This is a genomic window from Cryobacterium sp. Hz7 (assembly GCF_004402815.1).
In the GTDB taxonomy this organism is placed as follows: Bacteria; Actinomycetota; Actinomycetes; order Actinomycetales; family Microbacteriaceae; genus Cryobacterium; species Cryobacterium sandaracinum.
Genome location: NZ_SOFB01000013.1, coordinates 50,577 through 66,329 on the forward strand (window position 1 = coordinate 50,577; position 15,753 = coordinate 66,329).

12 protein-coding genes and 1 tRNA gene are annotated in these 15,753 nt (G+C 67.1%); 4 read left to right on the top strand and 9 right to left on the bottom strand.

The window, feature by feature from the left end; translation table 11 throughout:
- Positions 1 to 75: 75 nt before the first annotated feature.
- Together E3N86_RS16690 and E3N86_RS03055 are read left to right on the top strand one after the other, a co-directional pair.
- Entirely contained in the window at positions 76 to 471 is a 396-nt protein-coding gene (locus tag E3N86_RS16690; RefSeq protein WP_166784989.1) for a discoidin domain-containing protein, read from the top strand.
- Between the two features lie 74 nt (positions 472 to 545).
- On the top strand, positions 546 to 2,285 hold the full coding sequence (locus E3N86_RS03055; RefSeq protein ID WP_166784990.1) for a galactose oxidase-like domain-containing protein: 1,740 nt from the start codon (positions 546 to 548) through the stop codon (positions 2,283 to 2,285).
- A gap of 181 nt (positions 2,286 to 2,466) precedes the next feature.
- On the opposite strand, the gene E3N86_RS03060 is transcribed toward E3N86_RS03055, so the two are convergent.
- From E3N86_RS03060 to E3N86_RS03070, 3 genes are all read right to left on the bottom strand, one after another.
- Positions 2,467 to 2,543, bottom strand: a tRNA-Met gene (locus E3N86_RS03060).
- A 165-nt stretch (positions 2,544 to 2,708) separates the two neighbouring features.
- On the bottom strand, positions 2,709 to 5,624 hold the full coding sequence (locus E3N86_RS03065; RefSeq protein ID WP_174842989.1) for a UPF0182 family protein: 2,916 nt from the start codon (positions 5,622 to 5,624) through the stop codon (positions 2,709 to 2,711).
- Positions 5,625 to 5,719: 95 nt separating this feature from the next.
- Positions 5,720 to 6,823 (bottom strand): PDZ domain-containing protein, encoded by a 1,104-nt coding sequence (locus tag E3N86_RS03070; protein ID WP_134371779.1) that lies wholly within the window; start codon positions 6,821 to 6,823, stop codon positions 5,720 to 5,722.
- Between the two features lie 130 nt (positions 6,824 to 6,953).
- On the opposite strand from E3N86_RS03070, the gene E3N86_RS03075 reads away from it, so the two are divergent.
- Entirely contained in the window at positions 6,954 to 8,318 is a 1,365-nt protein-coding gene (locus tag E3N86_RS03075) for a zinc-dependent metalloprotease (protein WP_369827945.1), read from the top strand.
- 111 nt (positions 8,319 to 8,429) lie between these two features.
- Here E3N86_RS03075 and E3N86_RS03080 read toward each other — a convergent pair whose 3' ends face one another.
- The 4 genes from E3N86_RS03080 to E3N86_RS03095 are packed head-to-tail and all read right to left on the bottom strand — an operon-like array spanning position 8,430 to position 12,889.
- On the bottom strand, positions 8,430 to 9,293 hold the full coding sequence (locus tag E3N86_RS03080) for an aldehyde dehydrogenase family protein (protein ID WP_134511311.1): 864 nt from the start codon (positions 9,291 to 9,293) through the stop codon (positions 8,430 to 8,432).
- Positions 9,290 to 10,840, bottom strand: a complete 1,551-nt coding sequence (locus E3N86_RS03085) for an aldehyde dehydrogenase family protein (protein WP_104100252.1) — start codon at positions 10,838 to 10,840, stop codon at positions 9,290 to 9,292. The genes E3N86_RS03080 and E3N86_RS03085 overlap by 4 nt, the downstream gene beginning before the upstream one ends.
- Positions 10,841 to 10,892: 52 nt before the next feature.
- On the bottom strand, positions 10,893 to 11,912 hold the full coding sequence (gene deoC / locus E3N86_RS03090; RefSeq protein ID WP_134511312.1) for a deoxyribose-phosphate aldolase: 1,020 nt from the start codon (positions 11,910 to 11,912) through the stop codon (positions 10,893 to 10,895).
- Between the two features lie 26 nt (positions 11,913 to 11,938).
- A complete protein-coding gene (locus tag E3N86_RS03095) occupies positions 11,939 to 12,889 on the bottom strand; it encodes a sugar-binding transcriptional regulator (RefSeq protein ID WP_104100254.1) in 951 nt (316 codons plus the stop codon).
- A gap of 126 nt (positions 12,890 to 13,015) precedes the next feature.
- Here E3N86_RS03095 and E3N86_RS03100 point away from each other — a divergent pair, with 126 nt between their 5' ends.
- Positions 13,016 to 13,948, top strand: coding sequence for an ROK family protein (locus E3N86_RS03100; protein WP_104100255.1), 933 nt, complete (start codon positions 13,016 to 13,018; stop codon positions 13,946 to 13,948).
- A 417-nt stretch (positions 13,949 to 14,365) separates the two neighbouring features.
- On the opposite strand, the gene E3N86_RS03105 is transcribed toward E3N86_RS03100, so the two are convergent.
- Together E3N86_RS03105 and E3N86_RS03110 are read right to left on the bottom strand one after the other, a co-directional pair.
- Positions 14,366 to 15,295, bottom strand: coding sequence for a bifunctional riboflavin kinase/FAD synthetase (locus E3N86_RS03105; RefSeq protein WP_104100257.1), 930 nt, complete (start codon positions 15,293 to 15,295; stop codon positions 14,366 to 14,368).
- The gene (locus tag E3N86_RS03110) at positions 15,292 to 15,735 is read right to left on the bottom strand and encodes a hypothetical protein (protein ID WP_104100258.1); all 444 of its coding nucleotides are present in this window, start codon (positions 15,733 to 15,735) and stop codon (positions 15,292 to 15,294) included. The genes E3N86_RS03105 and E3N86_RS03110 overlap by 4 nt, the downstream gene beginning before the upstream one ends.
- Positions 15,736 to 15,753 lie beyond the last annotated feature (18 nt).

Here is a 15,753-nt window from a genome sequence, read left to right on the forward strand (position 1 = left end):
GAGTATTCCGCATGCGCCGCAACCCGACTGCTGCCCGGCTTCTCGTCCACTCCGCTGCCGCGCACAGGGTGGACCGTGACCGCGAGTGACCAGGAAACCACAGGTGAGAACGGCGCAGCCGTTAACGTGCTCGACGGCAACGCCTCGACCTACTGGCACAGTGAGTGGAGCGGAACCGCGGTGCCGCTGCCCCATTCGATCACCATCGACATGTACAAAACCGACACCGTCGCAGCCCTGAAGTACCTGCCGCGCACATGCAGTTCGAATGGACGAATCGGCCGTTTCGAGATCCATGCCAGCCCGGATGGCACGAACTGGGGTGCCGCCGTCGCAACAGGAATTTGGGCCGACAACGCGTTGGAGAAGACGACGGGATTCACCCCTGTGGCGACACGTTTCATCCGGCTGACCGCGATCACGGAGGCAGGTAACGGCGGCCCTGGACCAGCGCCGCCGAACTCCATCTGATCGCAGAAACAAGCACCACCCAGCCGCCCCCACCCGCGCCAGCGCCGACGGCGCTCACCCGGACCGGCTGGATAGTGACGGCGAGCGACCAAGAGACAACCCGCGAAAGCGGCGGCGCCGCGAACATGCTCGACGGCAACCTCACCACGATCTGGCACTCCCAGTACTCCCCCACGTTGATCCCGTTGCCGCACAGCATTGTTCTCGACGTGCGGGCGATCAACGAGGTCTCCGGCTTCACCTACACCCCGAGGTCCGGCACGTCCCGGAACGGCACCATCGGCCAATACGCCATCGCCGTGAGCTCCGACGGAACGAGCTGGAGTGCACCGGTCGCCAGCGGAACCTGGGCTGACAACAGCCAGGCGAAGACCCTCACGTTCCCGGCTGTTCAGGCGCGATACGTTCGCCTGACCGCGACGACCGAGGCCGGCAATCGCGGACAGTGGACCACGGCGGCAGCCCTCCTGCCCGGCAACAAAGTGCTCACCTGGTCCTCGTACTCCAACACGACCTTCGGCGGGGCCAACGGCAAGACCCAGACCGCCATCCTCGATCTGAACACCGGCGTGGTCACCCCGCTTACTGTCGCTAATACGGGGCACGACATGTTCTGCCCCGGAGTGTCGATCCTCTCGGACGGCAGGATCCTGATCAGCGGGGGGAGCAATGCCGCCTCGTCGACGATCTACGACCCGGCGAACAACACGTGGTCAGCCGCCACACCCATGAACATCCCGCGCGCCTATCAGTCGAACGTCACGCTCTGCAATGGGCAGGTGTTCCTTCTCGGCGGTTCCTGGGCGGGCGGCCAGGGCGGTAAGAACGGTGAAATCTGGTCGACTTGCGCCGGGTGGCGCGGGCTGGCCAACGTGCCTGTCGCACCGATCCTGACGAACGACCCGCAAGGGGTGTTCCGATCCGACAACCACGCGTGGCTGTTCGCGGTGGCCGACGGGAAGGTGTTCAATGCCGGCCCGAGCCGTCGGATGAACATGTGCACGACCAGCAGAGCCAGCGCTGTTCAGGATCTTGGTCTCCGGGCCGACAGTGGCGACGCGATGAACGGAAATTCGGTCATGTACGACGTCGGCAAGATACTCACCCTCGGTGGCTCGCCCGCGTACCAGGACAGTGACGCGACCGCGCGGGCCTATGCAATCGACATCAACAATGGTGTCAAGGTGACGCGAACCGGCGACATGGCGGCGCGACGGGTTTTCTTGAACCCCGTCGTGCTGCCCGACGGACAGGTTCTGGCATCGGGCGGTCAGGCGTACGCGAAGCCGTTCTCGGACGCAACGGCCGCCATGGCGCCTGAGGTTTGGAACCCGGTGACAGGCAAGTTCACCGCGCTCGCGCCGATGACTGCGCCGCGCACATATCACAGCGTGGGGCTACTGCTGCCTGATGCCCGGGTCTTCGTCGGCGGTGGCGGCCTCTGCGGCACCTGCACGACCAATCACCCGGACGGGCAGATATTCACCCCGCCCTACCTGTTCAACGCCGACGGCACCGCCCGCCCTCGCCCATCGATCACCACGGCGCCTACCGCTGCGGTGCGGGGTTTCACCATCCAGGTAACGACGTCCGGGCCCACACCAGCGTTCTCCCTCATCCGCATGAGCACGGTCACCCACTCGATCAACACTGACCAGCGTCGCATCCCACTCACGCCCACCGGCGTAACCGGCAATACCGCATCCCTGACGATTCCGTCCGATCCGGGAGTCGTGGTCCCCGGGCATTATCTCCTGTTCGCCATGGACGTTAACGGGGTGCCGAGCGTCGCCCAGACGATCCGGATCGGGTAGTCGAACTGCGGCCGTGATGAATGTGGAGTCAGGGTGATGGCCTCCCCGACACTTTCTCTGAAAAGTCCGGACATTCACTGGCCCCCGTGAGTTAAAGCAAAAAGACCGGTGCAGCATTTCTGCTGAACCGGTCCTTCTGCGTATGTGATGAAAATCACGGTGGCATTGCCTGAAACGCCATTGGTTGCGGGGGCAGGATTTGAACCTACGACCTCTGGGTTATGAGCCCAGCGAGCTACCGAACTGCTCCACCCCGCGCTGCAAAATCAAATTTACCACAGCCTCCGGCGCGGTCCGACCACACGGGCTGCGGAACCGGTCGTCCCGGCCCGCGGAACGCGGATGCCGCGCCGTTCCGCGGGAGGCGTGCCCCCGGCGAAACGGCGCAGCACCCGCGCAGCGGATGAAGCGGCGAACGACTCGCTACTGGTCGAGCAGCACCAGCATTTCGGCGATCGCATCGTTCAGCTTCTTGTCCGCTACCCCATAGGCGGTGAAGTCACCGGTCGTCAGGGCCGCCTGCTTCTCGGTGACGGCCAGCTTGGCCGCGGCGAGGAGCGACTTCAGTTGAGCATCCGTCGCCGGGTCACCGGTCGACGTCGACGGGGTGGTTTCGCCCTCGGCAGGGGCCTCCCCCTCCACGGGCGTCTCGGACGGCGGCACATCGGTGTCTCCGGCGCTGGCGCCGGAGTCGCCTCCGAAGAGCACGTCAAGCGCCTTGTCCAGCGTGTCCTCGAACGCGATCTGGTCTCCGAAGGCGACGAGCACCTTCTGCAGCAGCGGGTAGCTGGTCTCGCCTGTGGACTGCACGTAAACCGGCTGCACGTAGAGCAGGCCGCCACCCACAGGCACGGTGAGCAGGTTTCCGTTGAGCACCTTCGACTGGCCCTGCTTCAGCAGGTTCAACTGTTGTGAGACGGTCGGGTCCGCGTTGAACTTGGCCTGCACCTGGCCGGGGCCAGGCACGGTCACGTCCTCCGGCAGATTGAGCAGGCGGAGCTTCCCGTAGCCTTCCGCCCGCACCCCGTCGGTCGAACCGGCATCCGCGTCGACCGCAAGGTAGCCGGTCAGAACGTTCCGGCTCGTCGCGCCGCTCGCGTCCGGGATGAACGTGGTGTACAGCGAGAAGGATGGCTTCTCCTGGCCCGGAACCTGCATGGTCAGGTAGTAGGGCGGCTGTAGGGTCGTGTTCGTCGACGGCGACACCGGGTCGTTCGGCGTCGTCCAGGCGTCGTCGACCGAGTAAAAGGAACCCGGGTCGGTGACGTGGTACTTACCCAGAACCCGGCGCTGCACCTTGAACATGTCCGCCGGGTAGCGAACGTGGCTCATCAGATCGCCGCTCATCTCGGACATCGGCTTGATCGTCGACGGGAAGATCTTCTGCCAGGTCTTGAGCAGCGGATCCTCGTCGTCCCAGGCGTAGAGGGTGACCTCGCCGTCGTAGGCGTCGACCGTGGCCTTGACCGAGTTGCGCATGTAGTTGATGTTGTCGAGCGCGAATGGCTGCGGGGGCGTTTCCGTGTCGGCGATCGCGTCGCTCAGGCCCACGGAAGTGGAGTACGGGTAGTCGGCCGAGGTGGTGTAGCCGTCGACGATCCACTTGAGCTTACCGTCGACGATCGACGGGTAAGCGTCGGAGTCGAGGGTCAGGTACGGAGCCACCTTCTGCACCCGGGTGACCGGGTCACGGTCGTAAAGGATCTGCGATTTCTCGTTCACGGCGTTGGCCAGAAAGATCTGCTCCGACTGGAACTTGAGCGCGTAGATCAGCTTGTTGAACGCGTTGTCGAGCTTCGGCCCACCGTCGCCCGTGAATGTCGTGTAGGTCTGCTGCGCCCCATCCGTGCCCGACGGGTAGTCGAGTTCGACCGGCTTGCTGTCCTTGGGCGCACCCACGATGGAGTACGGCGGCGACGTCTCGCCGAAGTAAATCCGCGGTTCGTATTCGGGCAGCGACCCGGTGGTCGGGATGCCGGACTCGAGGAACACGGGCTGGCCGGCGGCCGAGCGCTGGTTGCCGTAGGCCGCCACGACGCCGTAGCCGTGCGTGTAGACCACGGTCGAGTTGACCCAGGTGTTGCCGGCGTTCAAACCGGCCAGGTTGAGGTCGCGCACGGTGACCACTGTGTCCTGGGACTTGCCGTCAATCGGGTACCGGTCGACGTCGAGGTTTTGCGGAAATTGGTAATACTGCTTGAACTGCTCGAGCTGGGAGAACGCGTCGCTGACCAGAGCAGGGTCGAGAATACGAATGTTAGCGGTCGTCTCAGCGTCGGCGCGCAAGGCGCCGGGCGCGGCCGTCGTGATCGCGTTGTACGGAATCTCTTCCACATCCGCCAGGTCGTAGGCGTCGCGGGTGAGGTCGATGTTGCGTTGAATATAGGGTTCTTCGAGCGTTTTGGCGCTCGGCACCACCTGGAAGCGCTGCACGACCCACGGGTACAGCGAGCCGAGCAGGAGACTGCTCACGATCAACAGCGCGGTGCCGACAATGGGCAGGCGCCAGCGGCCGATGAAGGCCGTGAGGAGGAACAGGATAGCGACGACGGCGGCGATTCCGGCCAGGATGGCTCGGCCCGGAATCGTGGCGTTCACGTCGGTGTAGCCGGCGCCGGTGATGATGTCGTTGGTGTTGGTCAGCGTGGAGTACTGGTCGAGCCAGATACTCACGGCCTGCAGCATCAGGTAGAGGGCTGCCGTGCTGGCAATCTGGATGCGGGCGGCCTTGGAAACCATGACCTCGCGCCCGCTCACCCTGATCGAGCCATACAGGTAGCTCGTAGCCGCGGCGACGAGGGCCGAGATGAGCACCACGGCCGACGCGAAGCCGAGCACGGAGTGCAGGAAGGGGAGATCGAACAGATAGAACGAGATGTCCAGTTTGAACTGGGGGTCAACTCGGCCGGTGTCCGTGCGGTTCAACCACATCAGAACGACCTGCCAGCGGGTGGCCGCGGCGACGCCGGCGAACAGACCTAGCAGAGCCGGGATGCCGTACATGGCGAGGCGGCGCAGCGGCTCGATGACCTGCTGGTAGCGGTCGAGCTGCGAGTTGAGCTTCGCATAGACCGGCCGCAAGCGGTAAGCGATCTGGATGCTCGCCCAGACGGGGACCGCCATCGCTACGAACCCGATCAGAAACAGCACGGCACCGGCGAACCACTGCGTGGTCAGCACGGCTAGGAAGCCCAACTGGTCGAACCAGAGAACGTCGGCATATAGCCCGGCGAAAACGAAGAAGATGATCACCAGCCCCGCGATAATCGCTGCCGTAATGGCAAGGGGAGCACGGCTGCGCTGTGGCGCGGGAGCGCTTCGGGCTTGTTGTGACGTCACGAATTGGCCTCTTGATCTCGAAATCGGCGGTCATCGCCCATTCTAGACAGCCGCCGCGAACGAAAGCCGCACATTCGCTGGGCAGCGACCCGGGGTTAGCCGAGTGCGCACTGCTCCAGTGCGTCGGTGTCCGAACCGGTGCGGATGGCGTCCAGCGCGGCCAGCGCGTCGTCGAGGGTGTCCACGGAAAAGACCGTCATCCCGTCGGGCACGTGACCGGTGACCTCGTCGCAGTTGTCGGCGGGCGCGAGGAACCAATCGGCGCCGCTTTGGTCGGCACCGATCAGCTTCTGTCGGATACCGCCGATCTGACCCACCTCGCCGGCCTGGTTTACCGTGCCGGTGCCAGCGACATCCTCACCGCCCTGAATAAAGCCGGAGGTGAGCGTGTCGATGATGCCGAGGGCGAACATCATGCCCGCGCTGGGCCCGCCGACCGAGTCGAGTTCGATCGTGACGTCGAAGGGGAAGTCGTAGTCGCTCGTCACATTGATGCCCACCACGACGGCGTCGCCCGATTCAACCGGGGTGACCTGCACCGTCTCGCTGGCGCCGTCCCGGATGATTCCGATGGAGGCGGCGTCGTCGACACCGTTTCGCGTCAGCGCGTCCCGCAGGGCCGTGATGTCGGCGACCTCTTCACCGTTCACCGAGACCACCTCGTCGCCGGCTTCGATGGCTCCCTCGGCGGGCGAGTCGCCCGGCAGGGAGACGACCGAGAGGATCGTCGGGTAGTCATAGTCGAGGCTGGTCAGAGCGGCGGCGATCGCATCCTGCTGCGAATTCACCATCTGCGCCTGGCTCTGCTCCTCGCGCTGCTTCGTGCTCACGTCGGGCGGGAACGCCGACTCGATCGGGATCACGGCTTGGTTCGGGTCGAGCCAGGCGGCGGCGACCGTCAGCCAGCTCGGCCGGTTGTCGGGGTTGCCCAGCAGCGACACGGTCAGCAGGTCGAGGCTGCCCTCGGTCGGGTAAACGGGTTCGCCGGAGATGGAGATGAGCGGCACCTGCTTGCCGTCCTGTTCGGCCGTGCCGATGGTGTTGTAGACCGGTCCTGGCTTCTCGATCACATACGGTGACGGCGTCACGGCGAGGATGAGGCCGATGACCATCGCGATCCCGAGCACCACCCAGCCTGTCCCGACGGCGCGCGCGGATCGGTCGGGCGGCTGTACTGGGTGATCGGTGAAGAGGGCCACCGGTCTCCTTCCAGGGATTGTGCTGGCTGTTCGCGGCAGGCGGACACCGGTTTACCAGCGTAGGTCATTTCCCAGTCCGCGCCGGGGATCTCCGGCTAGCGTAGAAGGACGCGACTGAGAGGTGCCTGAAGTGGCCGACGACGACTCCCGACCCGACGAGGGTCACAATCCTGAAGATGAGTTTCGGGACATGCTGCGCGACATCCTGAGTGGGAAGTCGTCCATCGACCCGAGCCAGCTGGCCGGCGCGGCGGGGCTTCCCAGCGACCCGGCGAGCATTTCCGCGCTGATGAATCAGTTGCAGGGTGCTCTGCGCGGCGGCGGCGACGGATCCATCAATTGGGATGCCGCCCTCAACCAGGGCCAGGAGCGCGCGGCCCAGAGTCAACTCGACGTGACCTCGGCCGAACGCGCCGCCCTCGACCAGGCATTCCACATCGCCTCCCTCTGGCTAGACGAGGTGATCTCGGTCGCCGAGCTCACCACCCCTCCGCGCCTGATGACCCGTAAGGAATGGGTCTCCGCGACCATGCCGCTCTGGACCCAGCTCGCCGAGCCCGTCGCGACCAGCATCTCCGACTCCCTGACCCGGGTGCTCACCGATCAGGCCCCGGAAGAGCTCAAAGGCATGATGGCCGGTGCCGGCCAGGTGATGCGCAGCATCGGCGGCACCCTGTTCGCCATGCAGCTCGGCCAGGTCGTGGGTCAGCTGTCCAGTGAAGTCGTCTCCGGTGGAGACGTTGGAATCCCTCTGCTCAGCGACCAGCAGGCCGCTTTGCTCCCCCAGAACGTGGCCGCGTTCGGGGAAGGCCTCGACGTTCCCGCCGACCAGGTGCAGATCTACCTCGCGGTGCGCGAAATCGCCCACGCGCGCCTCTTCCGCCACTCCCGCTGGCTGCGCCTGCACCTGATCAGCTCGATCACCGACTTCGCCCGCGGCATCCACATCGACTCAAGCCGCCTCGAGCAGCTGGCCGACGGCTTCGACCCGGCCAACCCGGAAGAACTGCGCGCCGCCATGGTCGACGGCTCGCTGATCCCGCCGAAGAGCGAGGCCCAGCTGGCCGCGCTCTCCCGGCTCGAAACGATGCTCGCCCTGATCGAGGGCTGGGTCGATGTCGTCACCCTCGAGGCCACGAGCCGGCTGCCCCGCGCGGACGCGATCGCCGAGACGGTGAAGCGGCGCCGGGCATCCGGTGGGCCCGCCGAGTCGGCGTTCGCCACCCTGGTCGGGCTCGAGCTGCGCCCCCGGCGCCTGCGCGAGGCCGCCGCCCTGTGGCAGGCCGTGACGGATGCCGTGGGCAACGAGAAGCGCGACGAGCTGTGGGCCCACCCGGACCTTCTGCCCTCGTCAGCGGACCTCGACGACCCACAGGCCCTCGTGGCCCGCCTGACCAGCTCGGCAGCCGGGGTTGAGCCGGTCCTCGACGAGGTGGACCAGGCCCTGGAAGACTTGTTGCGCGACGACGACACCGAGCGGCCGCACGAGGCGTAGCCCGGTTGGCCCTGACGAATTCGACGGAGATTTTGGGGTTTTGAGGCCCGGAAAGCGGTTTTTGCGCCGTTTTGGGCAAAATCTCCGTCGAATTCGTCAGGCGGGCGCGGGCTAGATCAGGCCCTTCGTGTGCCAGATCGTCTTCGTTTCGGTAAACGCCAGGACGCGCGCCAGGGAGGGACTCGCGGCATCCGGACCGTTCTCGGGCTGCAGCACCCGGGTGAGGGTCTCGGCCGCGTCGATCTCGAGGTGGATCCAGTCGAGATCGCCGGCGCCAACCAGGTCGAGGGCGTTGACGTCGGCGTGGCTGGCCAGCCACGGCGCCATCTCGGCGGGAGACCCGGTGAGGATGTTGACTACGCCGCCGGGCACGTCACTAGTGGCGAGCACCTCGCCCAGGCTGATCGCCGAGAGCGGCATGGCCTCGTTCGCGACGATGACCACGGTGTTGCCTGAGACCAGCGCCGGGGCGACCGCGCTGACGAGACCGAGGAGGGAACCCCCGGTCTGCGGCGCGATGATGGCGACGACGCCCGTGGGCTCCGGCACCGAGAGGTTGAAGTAGGGTCCCGAAACCGGGTTGGCGTTGCCGGCCACCTGCAGGTACTTGTCGGCCCAGCCGGCGTACCAGACCCAGCGGTCGATGGCCTCGTCGACCTGGACGGACGCTGCCGCGGTGCTCACGCCTTCCGACTGCACGATTTCGGTGACAAACTGGGCCCGGCGCCCCTCGAGCAACTCCGCGATGCGGTAAAGCACCTGGCCGCGGTTGTAGGCCGTGGCGCCGGCCCAGCCGCCGAGGGCCGAGCGGGCGGCGACGACGGCGTCCCGGGCATCCTTGCGGCTGGCCTTCGCGGCGTTGGCGAGGAATTCCCCGTCGTGGGAACGGATCTCGTAGACCCGGCCCGATTCACTGCGCGGGAACTTGCCGCCGAGGTAGAGCTTGTAGGTCTTGGGAACGGCGAGGCGGGTCACTTGGCTGCCTTCTTTCGGGAAACGGGGGTCTTCTCCGCGGCCGGCGAAGCAACGGCCGGTGCGATGGATGCCGCGGGCGCGGCCGTCACGGTGCGCGCGGCCGCGCGACCGGCGGCGGGCTTGAGGTATGCGGCAAGCCCGTGGCGGCCGCCCTCGCGCCCGTAGCCGGACTCTTTGTAGCCGCCGAATGGACTGGCCGGGTCGAAGCGGTTGAACGTGTTCGCCCAGATCACGCCGGCACGCAACTTGTCGGCGACGGCCAGCATCCGGCTGCCCTTCTCGGTCCAGATTCCGGCGGACAGTCCGTACGGCGTGTTGTTCGCCTTGGCGATGGCCTCGGCCGGGGTGCGGAAAGTCAGCACGGAGAGCACCGGGCCGAATACCTCGTCACGGGCGATGCGGTGGCTGGTGGAGACGTTGGTGAAGATGGTCGGCCTGAACCAGAAACCGGCCTCGGGCAGCACGCAGTCCGGGCTCCAGCGCTCGGCGCCTTCCTGCTCGCCGATGTCGGTGAGCTCCCGGATGCGCGCCAGCTGCTCGGCGCTGTTGATGGCGCCGATGTCGGTGTTCTTGTCCATCGGGTCGCCGAGGCGCAGCGTGGACAGGCGCGCCTTGAGGCGGTCGATGACATCGTCGTGGATCGACTCCTGCACGAGCAGACGGCTGCCCGCGCAGCAGACGTGGCCCTGGTTGAAGAAGATGCCGTTGACGATGCCCTCGATCGCCTGGTCTATGGGCGCGTCGTCGAAGACGATGTTCGCGGCCTTGCCGCCGAGCTCGAGGATGACCTTCTTGTCGGTTCCGGCGACCGAGCGGGCGATGGCCCGGCCGGCGCCGGTGGAGCCGGTGAACGCGACGAGGTTGACGCCGGGGTGCCCGACGAGGGCCTTGCCGGTGTCGCGGCCGCCCGTGACGATGTTGACAACGCCGGCGGGCAGGTCGGCCTGCTGCAGGATCTCGGCGAACAACAGCGCGGTCAGGGAGGTGGTCTCAGCCGGCTTGAGCACGACCGTGTTGCCGGCGGCGAGGGCCGGGGCGATCTTCCAAGCCAGCATCAGCAGGGGGAAGTTCCACGGGATCACCTGGGCGGCGACGCCCCGCGCGGACGGCGTGGGGCCGACCCCGGCGTGGTCGAGCTTGTCGGCCCAGCCGGCGTAGTAAAAAAACCAGGCGGCAACGAGAGGCACGTCGACGTCGCGGCTCTCCTTGATCGGCTTGCCGTTGTCGAGGGTCTCGGCGACGGCAAGCTCACGGGCCCGCTCCTGCACAAGGCGGGCGATGCGGAACAGGTACTTGCCGCGATCGCTGCCGGAGAGCTTCGACCAGGTCTTGTCGTAGGCGCGACGGGCGGCGGCCACCGCCGCATCGACATCCGCCGCGTCGGCGTGGGCGATCATTGCGATCTGCTTCTCGGTGGCCGGGTTGATGCTCTGGAACGGCTCACCCCGACCGGCGACGAACTCCCCGTCGATGAAGAGTCCGTAGTCCCCCCGAAGGTTCAGCACGGCCTGGGACTCCGGGGCGGGAGCGTAGTCAAGAAAGCTCATGGTTATTCCAATCAAGGTTGATCGAGTTGTCGGTGATCGAGCTTGTCGAGATTCAATCGATCGTCACGTAGTCAAGGCCGGAGTAGTGTCCGGAGGTCATCTTCTGGCGCTGCATCAGCACGTCGTTCAGCAGGCTCGACGCCCCGAACCGGAACAGGCTCGGCGTGAGCCATTCCTCGCCCACGGTTTCGGCGACGGTCACGATGTACTTGGTGGCGTCTTTAGACGTGCGAATGCCGCCGGCCGGCTTCACACCGACCTTCGCCCCGGTGAGGCGATGCCAGTCGCGCACGACCTCGAGCATGGAGAGGGTCACGGGCAGGGTGGCCGCGACGGGCACTTTGCCGGTGGAGGTCTTGATGAAGTCGCCGCCGGCCAGGATGGCCAGCCACGACGCGCGGCGCACGTTGTCGTAGGTACTGAGCTCCCCGGTCTCGAGGATCACCTTGAGGTGGGCGAAACTGCCGTCGGGGCGGCGGCAGCTCTGCTTGACCGCCACGATCTCGTCGTAGACCTGGCCGAACCTGCCGGACAGGAACGCACCACGGTCGATGACCATGTCGATCTCGTCGGCGCCGGCCGCGACGGCGTCGTGCACGTCGGCCAGCTTGATCGCGAGGGACGCGCGCCCACTCGGGAACGCGGTCGCGACGGCGGCGACGTTCACGCCGGCATCCGTGCCCGCGGAGTGCGCGGAGCCGAGAGCGGCGACGGCGTGCGGCACCATGTCGCCGTAGACGCAGACCGCAGCCACGCGAGGGCAGCTGAGGTCACCGGCGTCGGGCGTGAGGGCCTTGCCGACCAGGGACTTCACCTTGCCGGGGGTATCGGCCCCCTCGAGGGTGGTGAGGTCGATGAGGCTGATGATCTTGTCGATCGCCCACTTCTTCGAGCTGGTCTTGATCGAGCGGGTGCCGAGGTCGGAGGCACGCTGCTCCAAGCCGACGGCGTCGATGCCGGGGATGCCGTGCAGGTAACGCCGCAGATTCGCATCCGTGGCTTCGCCGCCGATGAGCGCCAGGGCGCGTTCACCGGTGTTCAGCTGGGTCATGGCCGTTTGGCTGGTAGTCATGAATTGTCCTTGCGGTCGGGGTGCGGTCATGCGTTTTCGCCGAGGATGGCGAGTGCGGTGTCTTCGTCGGTGACGAGCACTGTGCACAGGCCGCTGCCGACGACGGCGCGGGCGATGGAGTGTTTGGAGCCGCCGGTGATCACGGCGATGGCGGTCTTCGCGTGACGCAGCGCTTCGAGCTGGATGCCGACGGTCCGGCCGTTGAGTTCCGGGTCGACGATGTTGCCGTTGCTGTCGATGTACCGGCCGACGATGTCGCCGACCGCGCCCTTGCGTACGAGCTCGGCGACCTGTTCTGCGGTGAGGTAGCCGCTGTCGACGAGAGCCGAGTTTTGGTCGGCCTGGCCGGCGCTGAACAGGTAGGCGGATGCCGCGGCGCCGAGGTTCAGCACGGCGGCGACGGAGCGGTCGGCTTCGATCGCGGTCTTGGTGTCGAGGCGCTCGAGGATGGCGGGGCTCGGCAGCAGCGTCGCCGCCCCCGAGGCCTTGTGAGCAATGGTGACGGCCGTCGCGGCTGCGGTGCCGGCGCGCCGGTTGAGGCTGACTCCGCCGTTGATCTGCACGACGTTGACGCCGCTGGCCCAGCCCTGGGCCAGGTGCAGCGACACCTCGTGCAGGGTGCGGCCCCAGCTGATGCCGAGCGTTCGCGGCACCGGGCGGAGGCCCGTGAGGTAGTCGGCGGCAGCTTGGGCGGTGCGGGACTGGAGTTCCTCGTCAGTGGAGACGCCGGCAGAGGAGACGACGATGGCATCCGTCAGCTGCGTGGTCTCGCGCAGCCGGCGTTCGATGGAGAGACGACGGGCGCGCGGGTGAACGATTTCGATGCGGATGAAGCCACTGGCCTTGGCCTGGGCGAGGAGCCGGCCCACCTTCCAGCGGGTGAGGCGGAGAACGGTGCCGATTTCGTCCTGCGTCTTGTTTTCCTCATAGTAGAGCTCGGCCGCGCGAATGGATAAGAGTTCGTCGGTGTCCGTCATGGTGCTCCGTTCCGTTCGGGTCCAGCCTAAGTCGCCGGTCTCCCCCGATCAACGCCTGTTGGTCATGTTGCTCATCTGCGCATTCGAGCATCGACCCTGCAACTCTGCACGCCCTAGGCTGATGTCATGCCCACCAGCTACGCTCTCGCCGTCGACCTCGGCGGCACCAAGGTTGAAGCCGCACTCGTCGACGAGCAGGGGGTCGTGCTCGCCGCCAGCCGGCACCGCGCCCCCACCGGCCCGGTCAAAACCGCCGAGGAACTCGCGGACAGTGTACGGACCGTCGTCACCCGCGCCCGAGCGAGCCTGCCGGCCGGAGACGCCCTCCTCGGCGTCGGCATCGGCACCGCCGGACCGATCACCGTGGACACGGGGACAGTCTCTCCGTTGAATCTGCCGGCCTGGCGGGATTACCCCTTACGGGATTGTGTCGCGGCCCTCGTGCCCGAGGCGCCCGTGCGCCTGCGCCTGGACGGCCTCTGCATCACGCTCGCCGAGCACTGGCTCGGCGCCGGGAGGGGCGCCGACAGCCTGATGGGCATGGTCGTGTCCACCGGCATCGGCGGCGGCCTGATCCTGGGTGGGTCCACCGTTTCCGGGCCGACCGGCAACGCCGGGCACATCGGTCACATCGAAGTCGGCGGGTTCGACGACGCCTGCGCCTGCGGCGGCACCGGATGCCTCGAGGCCGTCGCATCCGGACCGCGCACCGTGGCCTGGGCGCGCGCCGAGGGCTGGTCGGGCCTCACCGGCGAAGACCTCTCGGCCGCGTACGCCGCGGGAGACCCGATCGCGATCAGTGCGGTCAAGCGCTGCGGCCAGGCCATCGGCCAGGCGATCGCCTCCGCGACGAACCTCGTGGACCTCGACGTGGTGGCGATCGGCGGCGGCTTCTCACACGTCACGCCGGACCTGTTCGACTACGTGCGAGCGGCCGTCGCCGAGCGCACGGTGTTCTCCTTCGCGACCCGGGTGCGCGTCGTCGCATCCGCTCTCTCCGGCGACGGCCCACTGATCGGCGCCGCGGCGCTCATCCACCGCGCCGATCTGGTCGCCTGAGTCACCCACTCCCCCGCCCGCGCGCCCTTCGCGCGCCCTTCGCCCGCCCGCGCGCCCTTGGCCCGCCTGCCCGCCCGCCCCTGAACCAATTCGACGGAGATTTTGCTCTCAACCGGCATTGAGACCGGTCTCACCCGGTTTTTTGCCAGAATCTCCGTCGAATTCGTGAGGCCGCGCGGGGCACTGGGCGGGCAGCAGGGCGCTAGGCAGGCAGCAAGGCATTAGGCAGGCAGCAGGACACTGGGCGGGCAGGACAGCACGGCGCCGCCGAGCGTAGCGGCCAGGGCGGCGCCGATCAGGAAGGCGAGCGGCCAGGTCCAGCCGCCGGTCAGCTAGTGCAGCAGCCCGACAAGCAGCGGCCCGACCAAGTAGCCGACTCTCAACAGCGAGATGCCCGGTCCGGCCAGGATGCCCGCGTCAGGCCAGGATGCCGCGGACCTTTTCCACGTCATCGTGCATCTGCACGATCAACGGTTCGATTCCGGTGAACGCGACCATGCCGCGGATACGTTCGACGAAGGACACCTCCACCACATGGTCGTACAGGTCGATGTCCTGGTCGAGCACAAAGGCCTCGACCTGCTTCTGCGCCACACCGTCGAAGGTGGGGTTGTTGCCCACCGAGATGGCCGCCGGGTAGCGGATACCGGCATCCGTCAGCCAGCCCGCGTAGACCCCGTCCGCGGGGATCAGCCCCTCGGACGCCGGTGACAGGTTGGCCGTGGGAAAGCCGAGTTCGCGTCCTCGCTTCGCGCCGTGCACGACCTCCCCGCGCACGGTCGGGTTGTGCCCGAGCAGGGTAGTGGCCGCGCCGACCTCGCCGCGGGAGAGCAGCTCGCGGATCCAGGTCGACGAGACCCGGCGCATCCGGTCTGGTTTCACGTCGTCGATCAGGCGCACGGTGAACCCGAACCGGTCCCCCAGCTCCTGCAATAGGTGCACATCGCCGGCGCCGCGAGCGCCGAACCGGAAGTCGCGGCCGACCAGCACGGTGCGCGCGTGAAGCCCCTGCACCACGATGCTCTCAATGAAATCCTCGGGCGAAAGAGCGGCCAACGCCGCGGTGAACTCGAGCAGAAGGGTGGCGCGCACGCCGGTCTCGGCGAGCAAGGCAAGCTTCTGTTCGGTGCTGATCAGGGTCTGTGGGCACTCCTGGGGGGCAAGCACGGCGAGCGGATGCCGGTCGAAGGTCACCACCACGGAGGCCAGTCCGTCGCTGTCGGCGAGTGCCTGCAACTCGGCGATGACCGCGCGATGCCCCGCGTGCACGCCATCGAACTTGCCGATGCTGACCGCGGAGGCCGGCCAGTCGGCCGGGATATCGGCGACGCCGCGCAGCACCTTCACTCGCGCACCTTACCGCTCCGGGACAGCCACCACATGCCCAGGACCGGCAGCACGAGCGGGATGAAGAGGTAGCCGCGGCCGTACAACGACCAGACCGAGTCGTGCGGAAACAGGGCCGGGTCGACGAGGCTGAGGGTGCCGACCACCAGCACGCCGGCGAACTCGAAGCCGATCGTGATCCAGGCCACGCGGCGCCAGCGTCCGCCGCTCCTGATCAGGGCCACCGTGGCGACGATGTAGACGACCGCGGCCAGCGCGGACAATGAGTAGGACAACGGTGCCTCGGCGAATTTGGAGGCGATCTGCACGAAGGAGCGGCCCGTGGCGGCGAGCGCGAGGAGGCCGTAGACGGCGATCAGCACGCGCCCGATGCCGGTCACCGGGGTCGACCGAGCGCTCTCGGCGGGCGTCCCTGCGGCGTTGCTCTGCTCTGCGGTCATGGCTTCCTAATTATCGCA

Excerpts from the sequence above, each read along its gene's own strand:
- E3N86_RS03085 (WP_104100252.1), bottom strand. The coding sequence starts at position 10,840 with ATGAGCTTTCTTGACTACGCTCCCGCCCCGGAGTCCCAGGCCGTGCTG.
- deoC (WP_134511312.1), bottom strand. The coding sequence starts at position 11,912 with ATGACTACCAGCCAAACGGCCATGACCCAGCTGAACACCGGTGAACGC.
- E3N86_RS03100 (WP_104100255.1), top strand. The coding sequence starts at position 13,016 with ATGCCCACCAGCTACGCTCTCGCCGTCGACCTCGGCGGCACCAAGGTT.
- E3N86_RS03110 (WP_104100258.1), bottom strand. The coding sequence starts at position 15,735 with ATGACCGCAGAGCAGAGCAACGCCGCAGGGACGCCCGCCGAGAGCGCT.
- E3N86_RS03095 (WP_104100254.1), bottom strand. The coding sequence starts at position 12,889 with ATGACGGACACCGACGAACTCTTATCCATTCGCGCGGCCGAGCTCTAC.